We start from the raw sequence: 16,056 nt of genomic DNA on the forward strand, positions 1-16,056 counted from the left end.
TGATTCGGGGATAAGCGAAAGGTCAGCCGGATTAACATTCGGGCTGGCCTTTTTTGTTGTTCAGCCCTTTCGTGTGATTATGGAGGGGGACTGAAACCATCGAAGTACGGAGAGCGTATATATCTCGATCGTACAATCATAGGATTACATAGCATACTGAGAATTAGCTTTGGAGCAGCTTTTATTGCGAACATAACTATTAGGAGGAATTACAATGAGTGCACATGAGATTGATTACGTAATTATGGGTGAGGAAATTCAGTGTGTTGAGGTTCAGCTTGATCCAGGGGAGAGCGTGATTGCCGAGGCCGGCAGCTTCATGATGATGGACCCGGAGATCTCGATGGAGACGATTTTTGGCGACGGTACAGGATCACGCGGAGGCGGGCTGATGGGCAAACTGATGGGCGCAGGCAAACGCCTGCTGACCGGTGAGAGCCTGTTCATGACAGTCTTCACACACAGCGGTTCCTACGGCCGCAAAGGCGTAACCTTTGCCGCACCTTACCCGGGCAAAATCATCCCATTGGATCTTCAGCAATATGGGGGCAAGATTATCTGCCAGAAGGACTCTTTCCTATGTGCAGCGAAAGGCGTATCGATCGGGATTGAATTCCAGCGCAAGCTGGGTGTAGGATTCTTCGGCGGTGAGGGCTTCATTATGCAAAAGCTCGAAGGAGACGGTCTATCGTTCGTTCATTCCGGAGGTTATGTTATGGAACGGACGCTGCAGCCCGGGGAGACGATTAAGCTGGACACCGGTTGTCTTGTGGCGATGACCTCAACAGTGGATTACAATATTGAATTTGTAAAAGGTGTAAAAACCGCATTGTTCGGCGGTGAAGGACTCTTCTTCGCCACCCTGAGGGGGCCGGGCAAGGTATGGGTGCAGTCGTTGCCGTTCAGCCGGATGGCGGATCGTATTCTGTCGGCTGCCGGCAATTCCGGCCGCAAGGAAGAAGGCAGCATTCTCGGCGGACTAGGCAATTTGCTGGACGGCAGATAGACTCTACGCAAAGTTTGCTGGTTGACGTTATTCTATATAGCTAAAAGGCCGCATGCCGGATGGATCTTATCCGGTGTGCGGCTTTTTTTGAGCAGGTTCTGCTGCGCAACATCATACAGGCATATTCAATTCTTGTCGTTAATAGCCGCAGCCCTTATTTGACTACAATGCAGGGACTGTATATATTATGGGGCAAACCCCTTAGCGGGCTTATACTGCAAACCGGAGGCCTGATATGTTCAAAATTTTCATTATCGAAGACGATCGTGGACTAGTAACCCTACTCCAGGATTATTTACATAAGTTCGGCTATGAGACGCAAGCTGTGCATGATTTCGATGCGGTTCGGACGGAGTTCGAGCAGTATGCCCCCCATCTGGTGCTGCTGGATGTGAACCTGCCCAGGTTCGACGGTTATTACTGGTGCCGCCAAATCCGGGGGATCTCCACCTGCCCGATCCTGTTTATCTCCGCCCGGGAGGGCAAAATGGATCAGGTGATGGCGCTCGAAAACGGGGCAGATGATTATATCACCAAGCCGTTCGATTATGAGATTGCCCTCGCCAAAATTAAAAGCCATCTCCGCCGGGCCTACGGCTCCTATGCCGGAGGCGGAACGGAGCGCAGCCTGACCGTGTCGGGGCTGATGCTCGACGTGGAGCGTCTGGTCCTGACACGGGGCAACGCCAAAATTGATCTCAGCCACACCGAAGCCAAAATTCTGGATGAGCTGATGCAAAAGGCGGGCACCATCGTGACCCGTGACCGGCTGCTGGAGAAAATCTGGGATGACCAGGCTTTTGTTGATGATAATACATTAAATGTGTACGTGACCCGGGTACGCAAAAAGCTGTCGGCGCTGGATATCGCGGACGGCCTTCAGACGGTGCGCGGTCAAGGCTACAGGCTGTGCGAGAACTGGGAGGAGGTCTAGCATGAAGCTTTTTGTGCGGGAACAGATGCCGCTGATTGTTATTTATCTGGCCCAGCTTCTGATGATCACTCTGGTCTACCGGCTGGACGGGGGCAGCGGAGTGAATGTTAGCTTATATGCGGGTCTGCTCAGCACCTGTCTGCTGCTGGCCTATCTGGCATACCGCTATTATTCCAACCGTTCCTTCTACGAACGACTACTGAATCTGCCTTCTTCACTGGATGACTCCGGCGGACCTGCCCAGAGCACTCCGCTGGCGGAGAGCCTGCGTAGCTTACTTGCCCATCAGTTCCGCCTATACCAGAATGATCTGCACAGCTACCGCCACAAGCTGGAGGAGCATATCCATTTCATTAACCAGTGGGTGCATGGCATGAAGACCCCGCTGTCTGTCATCCACCTCATTATTCAGGATAAAGACGGACCGCCTTTTACAGCGATTGGCGATGAGCTGGACCGGCTCAAAAAAGGGCTGGATACCGTGCTCTACACCGCCCGTCTGGACACCTTCGAACATGATTTTTACGTGGAGCGTCTGGAACTTTCGGCTATTGTAAGGGGCGTGACCTCTGAGCAGAAAAGGCTGTTTATCCGCAAACGTGTTTTTCCTGCTATTTCTGTGGATAATGGTATATTCGTTACATCGGATGAGAAATGGCTGACATTTGTGCTGACCCAGCTGATTACCAATGCATTGCGGTATACAGTGGAGGAGGGAAGGTTTGTATATTTTCATGGATATGAAGGGGAACAAGGCAGACCCGTACTTGAGGTGCGGGATGAAGGTGTAGGGATTCCTCCTGGAGATTTGCCGCGGGTATTCGATGCCTATTTTACCGGCGTGAATGGACGAAGCTTTCAGGAGTCTACCGGAATGGGCCTGTATTTGGTGAAGCAGATCTGCGGCAAGTTGGGGCACCAAGTGGAAATATCCTCTGAAGTGGAGAAAGGGACGACGGTTCGGATCATATTTTGAATTATAAACCTGCCGCCTCTTGTATGAGACAGCAGGTTTTTCCAGCTTGTGATCTCTTCTCTGCCTGCTCCCTGAACTCTCCTTCGCGGCTTACAATACTGTAAGGTAGTTGTAAGTTTCAGAAATAGCAGCTGTTGTTTACAGTTTGTATAATGAAAACAAACCAGGGGAATGAAGGAGCGAAAGCATTTGCCCATATTAGACGTCCATAATCTATCCAAAATATATGAAGGCAAAGTGTCGACTCACGCCCTGAATCATATCCGATTTGCTGTGGAGAAGGGTGAGTTCGTAGGAATCATGGGACCTTCAGGCAGCGGAAAAACTACACTGCTCAACTTGATTGCCACCATCGACGAACCAACCTCGGGTCAAGTATTGATCGGTGGCCGCAACCCGAAAAACCTGGGGCGCAAGGACAAAGCGTTATTTCGCCGCAAAGAGCTAGGGTTTGTCTTTCAACACTTCAACCTTTTAGACACGCTAACCGTGGAAGAGAATATTGTGCTGCCACTCACGCTTGCCGGAGTCTCCGTAAAGGAGATGGAGGATAGGCTTGCAGAGGTGACAGAGAGACTGGCCATCCGCCCCCTTCTGCACAAACGGACTTATGAAATCTCTGGCGGACAGATGCAGCGTGTGGCCATCGCCCGGGCCATGATCCACCGGCCTGCACTGATTCTGGCGGATGAGCCGACAGGCAGTCTGGATTCAAAATCCGCAAGTGAGGTCATGAATCTGCTGGCTGAGGTGAATGAGGCGGAAGGCGCCACGGTGCTGATGGTTACACATGATGCGGTAGCTGCGAGCTTTTGCCATCGGGTGATTTTTATCAAAGACGGACGCTTCCACAGCGAAATGTACCGGGGTGTGAGCCGGCCGGCCTTCTTCCAGAATATTATCGACATGCTGTCGCTGCTGGGGGGAGCGGGTCATGAACTTCCGGCAGTTCGCTTATAGGAATGTAACGCGGAATAAGCGGAAATATGCCGCGTACTTTGTCAGCAGCGCGTTCTCGGTTATGGTCTTCTTTCTGTGCGCCTTGTTTATTTATCATCCGTCCATTTCGCAGGACATGATCCTGGGAACAGCGGCGAATACGATGATGGCTGCGGAGGGGATTATTTATGTCTTCTGTTCCCTGTTCGTGCTTGTCTCGGTAGGTTCATTCCTGCAATCGCGTTATCTGGAGTTCGGTATTCTGCTGATGCACGGTATGACTAAACGCCAGCTAAATCTGATGGTGTTTATGGAAAATATGATGATTGGCGGGTCCGCCATCCTCACTGGCACACTGCTCGGGCTGCTGCTGGGCAAGCTCTTCCTAATGATCGGGTCCGGGTTTCTGGGCATCCCGCCACTTCCATTCCACCTGCCCTGGCAGGCGCCGGTGCTTACCATCTGCAGCTTTGTTCTGCTATTCATGCTGATCTCGCTGTCTACCTTTGCTTTTATAGGGAACGAAGCACCAAGCGGCTTGTTCCAGAGCGGGCACAGAGGGGAAGCTGAGCCGAAGGGATCTAAAGGGCTTGCGGTGATCTCAGGTCTACTGATCCTCGGCGGGTACGCTATGGCAGTTGCCACGACCGCGGGAACGGTTGAGATCATGATGATTCCCGTTGTGCTGATTACCACATGCGGCACTTATCTTTTTTACACCCAACTAAGTTTGTATGTCGTAGAAAAGCTGCGGAAGCTGCGCCGGTTCCAATGGAAGCATACGCATATTCTCACGTTCTCGGGTCTGTCATACCGGTGGAAGGATAATGGACGGATGTTTTTTATGGTCACCATTGTATCGGCAGTTTCCTTCACCTCGGTGGGCGTCTTTGCATCGATCCACACGCTGTCACGCGAACTGAAGCTGGATTATCCTGCCGCTGTCGGCTATGTAGCCAAGGGAGGGGAGTACCCTTCCTCGGAAGAGAAAGACCTGCGTGGGATCACCGCAGAGCTTGATCAGCTGGGACTACCTTTTGATACCCTGCGTATTCCGCTCAAAGTCGCCGCGGTCGAGTCACAGACGGGCCCTGACCATACACATCAGCTGCCGCTGATGTCCTACAGTAATTACAAACTTGCTCTCCGGCATGCAGGCTTCAGCTCGGATGAGCCGCCGCTTGAAGGCAATGCAGGCCTTGTGATGATCGGCTCCCAGCGTGACCGCAGCCTGACCGCTGAACGCTTCAAAGCAACCTATCAGCTGAAGCAAGGAATCCGGATCGAAGAGACCGGCTATACGCAGCATGTGCCGGTTGCCGAATATCTGCTGCCCGAGCTGGACGGCAGGGGTGGGGGCGATTTCAGCGGACTGGTGATCAGCGACAGCTTGTACAGCCGGGTTATCCCGGTGCAGCAGGATTGGTACACTGGCTTTTATGTGAATGATTTTGCCCGTACGGTGGGAGTAGCTTCAGAGCTCGCTGCTACAGGGAAGGTTCCTTATGAAGAAAAGTCTGCTTATGCTGTCGTGATCAGCGGAACCTTATTTGAGATTCAGCGCACGCTTTACAGTGCCATGCTGTTCGCTTCACTGCTCGTCGGCACGGTCTTCTTCATCGCTGCCGGCAGCTTCCTCTACTTCCGTCTATATATGGATCTGGATCATGACCGCCTGCAGTATTCAACCTTGTCGAGAATGGGCTTTACCGACCAAGAGATGGACCGCATTGCGACGCTGCAACTGGCACTCATGTTTTTCATTCCGGTGCTGTTGGCAGTTCTGCACAGTATCTTTGCTTTTATCGCGCTGCAGCGGCTGTTCTATCTATCCATCGCAGCCGAGACCGGAGCTGTGCTGATCGGCTATCTGGCTGCCCAGACGCTGTACTTCTTCTTCATCCGCAGCCGCTATTTGCGCAACCTCAAGAAAAATCTTATCTAGACGGAGGGAACCGAATGAAAACATGGATCACAGATATTATGGAGCAGTTCGGATATATAGGAATTTTTCTGATGCTGGCGCTGGAAAATGTTTTTCCGCCCATTCCTTCAGAGGTCATCCTGCCCTTCGGCGGATTCATGACCACAACTTCTGGGCTCACGATTCCCGGAGTACTGATCGCTTCAACGGCGGGTTCTTTGCTTGGAGCAGCTATTCTGTATTGGGTCGGCCGGATGCTGGATGTCAGCCGGATGGAGCGGATTGTGGACCGCTATGGCAAATGGATCCGGATCAAAAAGAGTGATATCCGCAAGGCAGACGCCTGGTTTGACAAATACGGCTACTGGACAGTGCTGTTCTGCCGGATGGTACCGCTCGTCCGAAGCCTGATCTCGATCCCGGCTGGAATGTCGGGGATGAAGTTCGGATTGTTCATGCTGTTTACGACAATCGGCACGCTAGGCTGGAATACACTGCTGATCCTGCTGGGCGCTGCGCTCGGAGAGTCCTGGGAGGACATAGGCGGGTATGTAGATGCTTATTCCAGCGTGGTCTACATCTTGATTGCCGGAGGAATTCTTGCGCTGGGTCTGCTGTATTTACGTAAACGCCATACTGCCGGCAAAGCCCGCGGCTAACAAACTATGGCGATGCTCACCAAACTAAGTCTATGCTTTCGAAGCAAGTTTTGTACGAAGCGATTTCATAGATGTTAAGCTCACAAAACTTTTAGGAGGAGATTACATGGAGCTTTTGACTATTATTAAAGCAATCATATTAGGGATTGTAGAAGGTTTAACAGAATTTGCTCCTGTATCCTCAACAGGCCATATGATTATTGTCGATGATATGTGGCTGAAATCGCAGGAGTTTCTCGGAAAATATACGGCCAATACCTTCAAGGTAGTGATTCAGCTCGGCTCTATCCTGGCCGTTGTGGTTATTTTCCGCAACCGGTTCATCGATCTTCTGGGTCTGAAGCGGTTCAGCCGCAAGGCACTGACCGCGGTACCGGAAGGCCAGCCTGTAGTGGAAACCACGGGACGGCTGAAGCTGGCACAAGTGCTTGTGGGTCTGATACCGGCCGGTGTGCTCGGATTTCTGTTCGAGGATTATATTGATGAGCATTTATTCTCGACCGCTACGGTGCTCATTGGCCTGGTCGTTGGAGCGATTCTGATGATCTGCGCAGACCTGTTCGCCCCCAAAAAGATCAAAACGGAGAGTGTCGATCAAATTACATATAGCCAGGCGCTATCGGTCGGCCTAGTCCAGTGTTTTTCGCTCTGGCCGGGTTTCTCGCGTTCAGGATCAACCATCTCCGGCGGGGTTCTGCTCGGAATGAGCCACCGCGCCGCCGCCGATTTCACCTTCATTATGGCAGTTCCGATCATGGCTGGAGCCAGTCTGATCTCACTGCTCAAGAACTGGCAATATTTCACCCTTGACGCCCTTCCCTTCTTTATTGCCGGTTTCATCAGCGCTTTCCTGTTCGCACTGCTGTCCATGCGTTTCTTCCTGAAGCTGATCAACCGTATCAAGCTGATGCCGTTTGCAATCTACCGGATTGTTCTCGCTGCAGTGGTGTATCTGGTATGGTTCTAGAATAGAACAATAGTTGAACCTGGCGGTGCCTTCCTTGGAAGGTACCGTCTTTTTAATATGTGCAGCAAAGAAGATTCAGTTGCCAAATCCGGCCAGATGCTGTTTTGCTATAGCGAATGTGTATAACTGGAAACGCCGGAATCTGTTGCAGTCGGCAAAAAGGGTACAGTATGATGGCTTCAGATTAAGGACATGAGACGCGAATACTAGAACAAACAACCAATAACGACAGATGAGGAGCAGATCTTAATGACAACTAAAATAATCACCAGTAATCTGGGGTACCCGAGAATCGGCAAAAACCGTGAGTGGAAAAAAACGCTGGAGGCTTACTGGTCCGGTAAAATAGGCGAGCAGGAGTTCCGTGCTGCCATGGCGGATATTCAGCTTCAGCATCTGCAGTCGCAGCAACAGGCAGGCATTGACCTGATCCCGGTGAATGACTTCACTTTCTACGATCATGTGCTGGATACAGCGGTCATGTTCGGCATTGTGCCACCGCGTTATGATTATGACGGCGGAACCGTCCCGCTCGATCTGTATTTCGCCATGGCACGCGGCAATGCTGCCGCGCCGGCCTGCGAGATGACCAAATGGTTTAATACGAATTACCATTATATCGTGCCGGAGATCGGTAGCCACACGCCCCGGCTGACTGAGAATAAACCACTGACCGCCTACCGGTTCGCCAAATCGCACGCAGGTATTGAAGGTAAGCCGGTTATTGTCGGATTGTATACCTTCCTCAAGCTGTCCAAGGGATTTCCGGCTGCGGACATCGGGGAGGTTGCCGCTCGCTTCCTGCCGGTATATATTCAACTCCTGCAGGAGCTGCAGCAGGAGGGTGTGACCTGGGTACAGATCGATGAACCGGCCGTCGTGATCGGACTGGATGCAGGAGACATTGCCTTGCTGAAGAGCATTTATGGCGAGATTTCCGCTGCAGTCCCCGGTTTGAAGCTGATCTTGCAGACTTATTTTGAAGCGGCCGAACCTTTGGAAGTTCTGCTTGAATTACCAGTACAGGCAATTGGCCTTGACTTTGTCCACGATGGCGGCGCAAATCTGGAAGCCATCAGACAACTGGGTTGGCCGGAAGATAAATGGCTATGCGCAGGTATTATTGACGGGCGCAGCATCTGGCGCGCTGACCCTGATGCCAAGCTCGTGCTGGTTGAAAAGCTGGCTCTCCATGTACCGCTGGACCGGCTGATTCTTCAGCCATCCTCCAGCCTGCTCCATGTTCCGGTAACGGTTCAGAGCGAAGGGAAACTGAGGCCTGCTGTGAAACAGGCGCTTGCCTTCGCAGATGAGAAGCTGGGAGAGCTGCAGCTGCTCGCAGCAGCTGCAGGTGGAGACAGCGGAACAGCTGCGGCGGGGCTTGCAGAGAGCCGGGAAGCGCTTGCTGTCTTCCGCGCTCTTCCCGAGCGCGGACGCCAGGACGTGGCGGAACAGGTTCGCCGTCTGGATACGCTGCCGGACAGCCGGAGTCTGCCCTTTGCAGAACGTGTGAAGCTGCAGCAGGAGAAATGGCAATTACCTCTGCTTCCGACTACTACCATCGGCAGTTTTCCACAGACTGCTGAGGTTCGTCAGGCGCGTCTCAAATGGCGCAAAGGGGTATGGAATGAGGAGCGCTATGATACGTTTGTGCGCCGCCAAATCGCCGAAGCGATTACGCTGCAGGAGGAGCTTGGTCTGGATGTACTGGTGCATGGTGAGTTTGAACGTACGGACATGGTCGAGTTTTTCGGTGAGAAGCTGGGCGGCTACCTGTTCACCCAGAACGGTTGGGTGCAATCTTACGGCTCACGCTGCGTGAAGCCCCCGGTCATCTATGCGGATGTTGCTTTTATTCAGCCGATGACCGTCAAAGAAAGCGTGTATGCCCAGTCCCTGACGAAGCTGCCGGTAAAAGGCATGCTGACTGGACCGGTAACCATTCTGAACTGGTCGTTCGTCCGCGATGATCTTAGCCGCGAAGAGGTCGCCAAGCAAATTGCCCTTGCCCTCCGCCATGAGGTGCAGGCGCTGGAGGATGCAGGGATCGAGATGATTCAGGTGGATGAACCGGCCATTCGTGAAGGGCTGCCGCTGAAGGCGGAAGACCATGAACATTATTTGAATTGGGCTGTTCGTTCCTTCCGCGTGGCTACGAATCATGTGAAGGATACTACGCAGGTTCATACCCACATGTGCTATAGCGAATTTAATGACATGATCGGAGCCATCTCAGCCATGGATGCGGATGTGATCTCCATTGAGACTTCCCGCAGCCATGGAGAGCTGATAACAGCTTTTGAAGATCATGATTATGATAAAGGAATTGGACTGGGGGTCTATGATATCCATAGTCCGCGTGTTCCTGAAGTAAAGGAGATGACTCAGAATATTGAGCGGGCACTGCGTGTGCTGGATGCCGGGCAATTCTGGATTAATCCTGACTGCGGGCTGAAGACACGCGGCTGGGAGGAGACCGAGGCGGCACTTCGCAACATGGTGCTAGCTGCAGGCAATGTGCGGAACCAAACCAACGGATAACTATTCTTAGACTTCGGCAGACCTTGACCCTTATTCCTTGTGAATACAGGGTCTTTTTGTGTTTCTTGCCTTTAGAGACACCTTCATTGCAGATAGTAACGAAGCGCCCGTAACCAATAAAACGCCATTCAATTGGAAAAAATGCCGTTTTCCTGCAACCTTCCAGCTTTTGGAACGTCATTAACTATAACGCGAAAGATGCCTACAGATAAAGAGCGCTTCGCTGATTGCAACCTGTATAACAGAAGCAGGAATTCCACTACACTTTTTGGAGGAATGAGCATGCGTACAAGGGGTCTGCATTATCTGAATTTTTTATTGGGGTTATTGATGTTTGCTGTGATTGTAGCGGGGTGCGGGGCTGGGGGCAACAATGATTCTGCGAAAACAGAATTGAAGTCAGACAATGCCAGCACAGTAGAAAGCTTGGATAGCACTTCGAACCAGAACACTTCAGCTGATGGCGGGCCAGTAGATCAAGCCGCATCCACTGAAGCCGAAGCTCCAGCCGCGAATAAAGCTGCGGTTGCCGGTGGCGGAAGCTCGGCGGTTAACAGCGCGGATGCAGATCGGGCAGCGGCAGGGGCAGCCGGGTTTACGGGTAGCGACGTTGTGGGCGGACTGAACAAGAAGCTGATCTATCACGCCAGCCTAGCGATGGAAGTAACAGACTATGCGAAGGCGCAGACAGAAGTGCGTAATATGGTGACGCTCGCAAACGGCTACATTGTTGAATTTTCGGAGAACACATCCGAATATGAGCAGGGGGGAACCTTCATTCTGAAGGTGCCGGCTTCCGGATTTTCTTCCTTTCTGGACCAATTAGAGAAAATTAAAAATGAGAAGTTACAGCATAAAATCCAGGGTCAGGACGTCTCAGAGGAGTATGTGGATCTGGAGTCACGCCTCAAAGCCAAGCAGTTGATGGAGAGCCAATATATCGAGTTTATGAAAAAAGCGACGAAATCTGCCGACCTTGTAGCTTTTGCGAATCAGCTTGGAGCCATACAGGAAGAAATTGAGACCATCAAGGGCAGAATGCGCTATATTAACCAGAATGTGTCCTTCTCAACGGTTGAGCTTCGCCTGTACCAGACCGATGAGAGTCTGAATATTGCCAAGACCCAAGAAAAAGGGCCGTTAATGGACCGGGCTTCGGATGCGCTTCAGAGCAGCCTGCATGCGCTGTCGGTGATGTTTCAATGGCTCTTCGTATTCCTTGCAGCGGCGCTTCCTGTATTGATAATTGCTGCTGTCGTTGTGGTGATTGTGCTCTGGGTCCGCAAAAAAAACAAGTCACGGGATGATGAGACAATAGAGCGTATCCGTCAGGTCAATCGGGAGCAGAATCAGATGCTGTCTCAACAGACCCCCGGGAATGCGGCACCTATACATGATGCAGATGAGCTGGATGAGAACAAGCCGGAGTAGTATTGTGGTAGAAGAAAATAAAGCCTCCAACACCGCTGTTCGCGGGTTTGGAGGCTTTGTGATGTTGATATGAAGCTGTGCGGACATTACCACCGCTATTTAAGCATGCTGGAACAGTACACGATATTCGCCGTAGCCTTCTTTTTCCAAATCTTCTTTCGGAACAAAACGCAGGGCCGCTGAATTAATGCAGTAGCGCAGACCACTTGGTCCGGGGCCGTCATTAAATACATGTCCCAGATGGGAATCGGCTGTTTTGCTGCGAACCTCGGTGCGGATCATCAGATGACTGAGATCTGTTTTCTCTTTGACTGAATAGTCACGGATCGGACGGGTGAAGCTGGGCCAGCCGCAGTCGGAGTCGAATTTATCCCGGGAGCTGAACAGCGGTTCACCGGATACGATGTCTACATAGATGCCATCCCCGTGATGATCCCAGAATTCGTTGCGGAAAGGGGATTCGGTTGCATTGTTCTGGGTCACTTCATATTGTAGCGGAGTCAGACGTTCCTTGAGGCTCTGCTTCTCTTCCTTGTGCTTCCAGTGGTCCTCGATAAAAGCATCACGGCCGGAGCCTTTGCGGTAACGCTTATAGTGACCAGGATTCTTATGGTGATACCCTTGATGGTACTCTTCAGCCCGATAAAAAGGCTTGGCCGGAAGAATCGGCGTCACAATGGGAGCAGAGAAACGTCCGCTAGCCTGCAGTTCCGCCTTGGAAGCCTCAGCCTGTTCCCGCTGCTCTTCGGAATGGGTGAAAATGGCAGTTCCGTATGAAGTGCCCCGGTCATAGAATTGCCCCCCTGCGTCCGTAGGGTCAATCTGCTGCCAGAACAGCTCCAGCAGTTTGGTGTATGGAAAAATATCGGGTTGAAATGTAATCTGGACCGCTTCAACATGTCCTGTGGTTTCCGAACAAACCTCTTCATAGGTCGGGTTAACCGTATGTCCGCCCGTATAACCTGAGACGATCTCAACAATCCCTGGCAGATCTTCAAAAGGAGATACCATGCACCAGAAACAGCCCCCGGCAAACGTGGCTTTTTCAGTTTTACTGCTTATATTGTCAGATTGAACATCACTCATGTATATCCCTCCATTCATAGATTGCAATTAAATAGATCACAATGTAATTATAAAACAAAAAAGAACCGCCTGCCAGCTGGCGGCTCAGTCTTTCTTCGAACTGAAGGATCGTGGGCGCAGCGATAAAATGGCTAACGCCAGTACAGCCACATATGCCAGTATAGCTATCCACGCACTTCGCGGATGCTGGAGCATCTGTCCGCCGAGAAAAGCGTATAAAGCAATTGCAGGGATTTTGCCAAGTCCGGATGCTGCCAGATAGCTCCAAAAGGGTAGCCCGGCAGCGCCGGCATAGATATTTACCCCCATCTGCGGAACGACAGGTGCCAGCCGGGCCAGCACCACCGCTGCAAAAGGCCGGCGCTGTACGGCAGCTGTGAATTTATCCAGGGCAGGTACTGAGGCCAAATAGGTTCTGGCCTTTTCCTGGAACATATATTGAACAATACCGTAGATGATCGCTCCTGCCAGAGTAGAGGCACTCCAGCACATCACGGCCGCAGTCAGACTTCCATAGGCATACCCGTAAATTCCAATAATCAGCTTATAAGGCACCGGGGGGAACATTGCCAGCACAGTAGCGGCACCAAAGCCCAATAACAGATTATGATCCTGCCTTAGCCAGGCCAGAATGTCATATCTGTAGATAAACGTAAGGAATATTCCCGAAACATACAGCAGTACAGTCAGCCATTTTCTCATTCTATTATGCCCTTTCTTCCGTTCATTCCTCTCATCATACTGAATAATTAGTATTTAATGAAGCAAAGATCATTGGTCACCGCGACTTGTCACGATATAATACGTCTAAAAGGAAAAGGAAAACCTTACAGCCAAGGGAGATACGCCTATGAAAAGTACAGAACGCAAAAGAGTGGCGCTGGTTGGCCTCGGTGATATCGCCCGAAAAGTCTATCTGCCTCTGCTTTCCCGTCATGATCATGCGGAGGTAGTCGGTGTGCTTAGCCATTCGCCGGCCACCGTACAGGGAGCAGTTCATTCCTACCGGTTCCCTAGAGGCACTACGGATCTGAATGAGCTTTTGTCGTGGGAGCCGGATGTAGTATTTGTGCATAGCCCTACCCCTACGCATTATGATATTGTAATGAAATGCTTGAGTCATGGAGTTTCGGTGTATGTGGACAAGCCGCTGTCCTATGATCTGGAGGAATCCCGGCGGATGGCCGGATTTGCCGAAGATCAGGGATTGCTGCTGGGCGTAGGGTTCAACCGGCGCTACGCACCGATGTATACGGCGGCCAAAGCCTGGCTGGAGAAAGCAGGCGGCATCAGCGCTTGTCACGCCTTCAAGCACCGGACCAAGCTGCAAGCCGGCAGCAGCCGTGAGACCGTTCATGATGATCTGATCCATATGCTGGATCTGCTGCTCTGGTTATGCGGCGGGGATGCCGAACTGCTGCGGGGCCATCTGCAGTCCGACGAATCTGGACGGCTACTTCAAGCCTCTGGGATTCTGGGCTGGAATAACGGTGTGACCGGAATGTACAGCATGGTGCGTGAAGCCGGGGCAGATATGGAGAAGCTGGAACTGCACGGTAACGGCAGATCTGTGGAAGTTGTGGACATGGAACGGGCAACCTTATATGAGAAAGGCACATTGCCGCGTACGCAGAATTTTGGAAGCTGGGATACAGTGCTGGAGCGGCGTGGATTTAGCGGTGTGGTGAATCATTTTTTGAGCAGCTTGGACACACCCGAGCAATGCGGCATTGCGGCATCAGCGCTCCTGTCCAGTCATGAGCTGGCGGCGAAGCTTACCGACTGACTATGGAGTAGAAAGGAGGAACCACATGGAGGATTACCGCAAATCAACGGAAGAGCAGATCATAGAGAGCTACAAGCGGGATGAAGAAATGATGATCCTGGTTTTTGCCCAATGGTGTGTGAATAACAAGCTGGACCCGCATGCGCTGTATCTTCAGGCTTATCCGCAGCAAGAAGGGAATGCAGCACTAAGCCACGCGCTGTCACTGACTGTACCTATGGATGAAGCTGGCTTTATCTCCGACGATACGGTGCTTGGAGTCCTGTCTTTATATAGCAATGATGACCTTGCTTATGTGGTGACTGAGGCTATAGCCAGCAGGAAACCGCAGCAAGATACGGGCGAATGAACTTTTTTTTGCCAAACGATGTTCAATGTGTTATAAATGTGTTAAAATTATATATACTAACTTATTGTAAGTTTTAATAGTGAGAGGTGAGAATAATGGAAGAACATCAGCTGACGATGTGCCCTCGATTCGAATCGGCCTTCTCATTCTTAGGTAAACGTTGGAATGGACTTATTATTCAGACATTGATGAGCGGACCCAAGCGTTTCAAAGATATTTCCGGTTTGATCCCGTCAATGAGCGATAAGATGTTGTCCGAACGAATGAAGGACCTGGAGTGTGAAGGGATTCTGGTACGCCATGTGTACCCGGAAACACCCGTACGCATCGAGTATGAACTGACAACCAAAGGCCGTGCGCTGGAGCCGGTCATGCAGCAGATTCAGTCTTGGGCGGAGAGCTGGGTCGAGTAGACCCTGCCCTTACACCCTGTAGCTGCCCCTTTTTCCTGATGGAGAGAGGGGCTTTTTCATTTTAAATTGCAAATAAATTGCACGTAAGGCGGCAGAATATAATATAATAGAAAAAAGTTGCTGCCCCTCCCCTTGCCATTGCTGTATTTTGCCTAGCGATTTCTATAATTATGGTAACGCTAACAAAATAAAGAATATGCTTTCGATGTGAGTTTTTGTCCGAAGTGAATTCAGGAAGCTATGTTAAAACAATTTTTAGGAGGCGAGGAAGATGACAACCACCTTGTTTTCCCGGGAAATAACCTATGGAAAAAAAGATGTCGCCGAATTGGAGAGTGCTTCGATCAGAGTGCAGCTTATTTACGACAAAGTGTTGTTCATGCTTCACGGCCATCTTCCCGATACCTTGTGGAACGCATGGATTGGGGTACCTTATGACATCATCTCCTCTTTATACAAGGGGGATAACGATAGCGGAAGTGTTTTTCAAAAGTGGATACAAAGCCCAGCTGGCTGGAAATGTATCGGCTGTGAGCGCCATTGTCTTGAGCCCTCAGCTGGTCCGGCTATTCTATCATCTGGCAATCCCCGCAGGTTTACCTTCCATAATGGCATCCGCCAAAGTATGGTGCTGCAGGCAGTGATCTGGTCGATGTATGAAAGTACGCTACTCTTCCAGCCCTATTTGGGTGAGGATTCTTTTCTGGATGAGGCGGATCTGGATACGATCTCCACGTACTTCGTACCGACTTATCTAAGCAATCATCCTCTGGTCCAGAATGGCAAACGCTGCAAAGTATACCAGGAGTCAAATATCCGGGTGTATCAGGAATGGATCGCCGCTCCCGATTTGGTGCTCCAGTGGAATGGAGGCCTGACTGAAGGACGGTGGATGACTGGGGTCTATGTGGACCACTCACGTTTTGCGGGGCTGGGACCATATCTGAAGGATGCGCAGGGCAAGCGGACGTATATGCGGGCCACGGTGCAATGATTCTACTGTCCTTCCTTTGGGCCCTTACGGACTGTATGTACTGTAGGCATT

The 16,056-nt window shown here is 51.2% G+C and carries 15 protein-coding genes; 13 read left to right on the plus strand and 2 right to left on the minus strand.

All coding sequences use genetic code 11. From position 1 onward, the window contains the following. Positions 1-214 precede the first annotated feature (214 nt). From AC0MA3_RS05305 to AC0MA3_RS05345, 9 genes are all read left to right on the plus strand, one after another. Positions 215-1,006, plus strand: a complete 792-nt coding sequence (locus AC0MA3_RS05305) for a TIGR00266 family protein (RefSeq protein ID WP_379161765.1) — start codon at positions 215-217, stop codon at positions 1,004-1,006. 235 nt (positions 1,007-1,241) lie between these two features. Continuing rightward, positions 1,242-1,940 (plus strand): response regulator transcription factor, encoded by a 699-nt coding sequence (locus tag AC0MA3_RS05310; protein ID WP_379161768.1) that lies wholly within the window; start codon positions 1,242-1,244, stop codon positions 1,938-1,940. 1 nt (position 1,941) lies between these two features. Then, the gene (locus AC0MA3_RS05315; RefSeq protein WP_379161771.1) at positions 1,942-2,916 is read left to right on the plus strand and encodes a sensor histidine kinase; all 975 of its coding nucleotides are present in this window, start codon (positions 1,942-1,944) and stop codon (positions 2,914-2,916) included. 189 nt (positions 2,917-3,105) lie between these two features. Then, positions 3,106-3,876 carry an ABC transporter ATP-binding protein gene (locus tag AC0MA3_RS05320; RefSeq protein WP_379161774.1) on the plus strand — a complete coding sequence of 257 codons (771 nt, stop codon included), beginning with the start codon at positions 3,106-3,108 and terminating at the stop codon, positions 3,874-3,876. After that, positions 3,851-5,800 carry an ABC transporter permease gene (locus AC0MA3_RS05325; protein ID WP_379161777.1) on the plus strand — a complete coding sequence of 650 codons (1,950 nt, stop codon included), beginning with the start codon at positions 3,851-3,853 and terminating at the stop codon, positions 5,798-5,800. Before AC0MA3_RS05320 ends, AC0MA3_RS05325 begins: the two co-directional genes overlap by 26 nt. Before the next feature lie 14 nt (positions 5,801-5,814). Next, entirely contained in the window at positions 5,815-6,438 is a 624-nt protein-coding gene (locus AC0MA3_RS05330; RefSeq protein WP_379161780.1) for a DedA family protein, read from the plus strand. A 106-nt stretch (positions 6,439-6,544) separates the two neighbouring features. Then, positions 6,545-7,405, plus strand: a complete 861-nt coding sequence (locus AC0MA3_RS05335; RefSeq protein ID WP_379161782.1) for an undecaprenyl-diphosphate phosphatase — start codon at positions 6,545-6,547, stop codon at positions 7,403-7,405. 249 nt (positions 7,406-7,654) lie between these two features. Beyond that, positions 7,655-9,946, plus strand: coding sequence for a 5-methyltetrahydropteroyltriglutamate--homocysteine S-methyltransferase (gene metE / locus AC0MA3_RS05340; RefSeq protein ID WP_474655416.1), 2,292 nt, complete (start codon positions 7,655-7,657; stop codon positions 9,944-9,946). Positions 9,947-10,228: 282 nt separating this feature from the next. Beyond that, entirely contained in the window at positions 10,229-11,377 is a 1,149-nt protein-coding gene (locus AC0MA3_RS05345; protein WP_379161788.1) for a DUF4349 domain-containing protein, read from the plus strand. 99 nt (positions 11,378-11,476) lie between these two features. On the opposite strand, the gene msrA is transcribed toward AC0MA3_RS05345, so the two are convergent. Further along, positions 11,477-12,463: a peptide-methionine (S)-S-oxide reductase MsrA gene (gene msrA, locus AC0MA3_RS05350; protein WP_379161791.1), complete on the minus strand. Its 987-nt coding sequence runs from the start codon at positions 12,461-12,463 to the stop codon at positions 11,477-11,479. Between the two features lie 84 nt (positions 12,464-12,547). Continuing rightward, positions 12,548-13,165 (minus strand): TVP38/TMEM64 family protein, encoded by a 618-nt coding sequence (locus AC0MA3_RS05355; protein WP_379161795.1) that lies wholly within the window; start codon positions 13,163-13,165, stop codon positions 12,548-12,550. 148 nt (positions 13,166-13,313) lie between these two features. Between AC0MA3_RS05355 and AC0MA3_RS05360 the strand changes: the two genes are divergently transcribed. From AC0MA3_RS05360 to AC0MA3_RS05375, 4 genes are all read left to right on the plus strand, one after another. Next, positions 13,314-14,249, plus strand: coding sequence for a Gfo/Idh/MocA family protein (locus AC0MA3_RS05360; RefSeq protein ID WP_379161799.1), 936 nt, complete (start codon positions 13,314-13,316; stop codon positions 14,247-14,249). A 25-nt stretch (positions 14,250-14,274) separates the two neighbouring features. Continuing rightward, a complete protein-coding gene (locus AC0MA3_RS05365) occupies positions 14,275-14,598 on the plus strand; it encodes a hypothetical protein (RefSeq protein ID WP_379161801.1) in 324 nt (107 codons plus the stop codon). Positions 14,599-14,693: 95 nt separating this feature from the next. Further along, entirely contained in the window at positions 14,694-15,011 is a 318-nt protein-coding gene (locus tag AC0MA3_RS05370; RefSeq protein WP_025702950.1) for a winged helix-turn-helix transcriptional regulator, read from the plus strand. Between the two features lie 271 nt (positions 15,012-15,282). Further along, positions 15,283-16,005 carry a hypothetical protein gene (locus AC0MA3_RS05375; RefSeq protein ID WP_379161805.1) on the plus strand — a complete coding sequence of 241 codons (723 nt, stop codon included), beginning with the start codon at positions 15,283-15,285 and terminating at the stop codon, positions 16,003-16,005. Positions 16,006-16,056 lie beyond the last annotated feature (51 nt).

The sequence above is a fragment of the Paenibacillus sp. LS-5 genome (genome assembly GCF_056121505.1).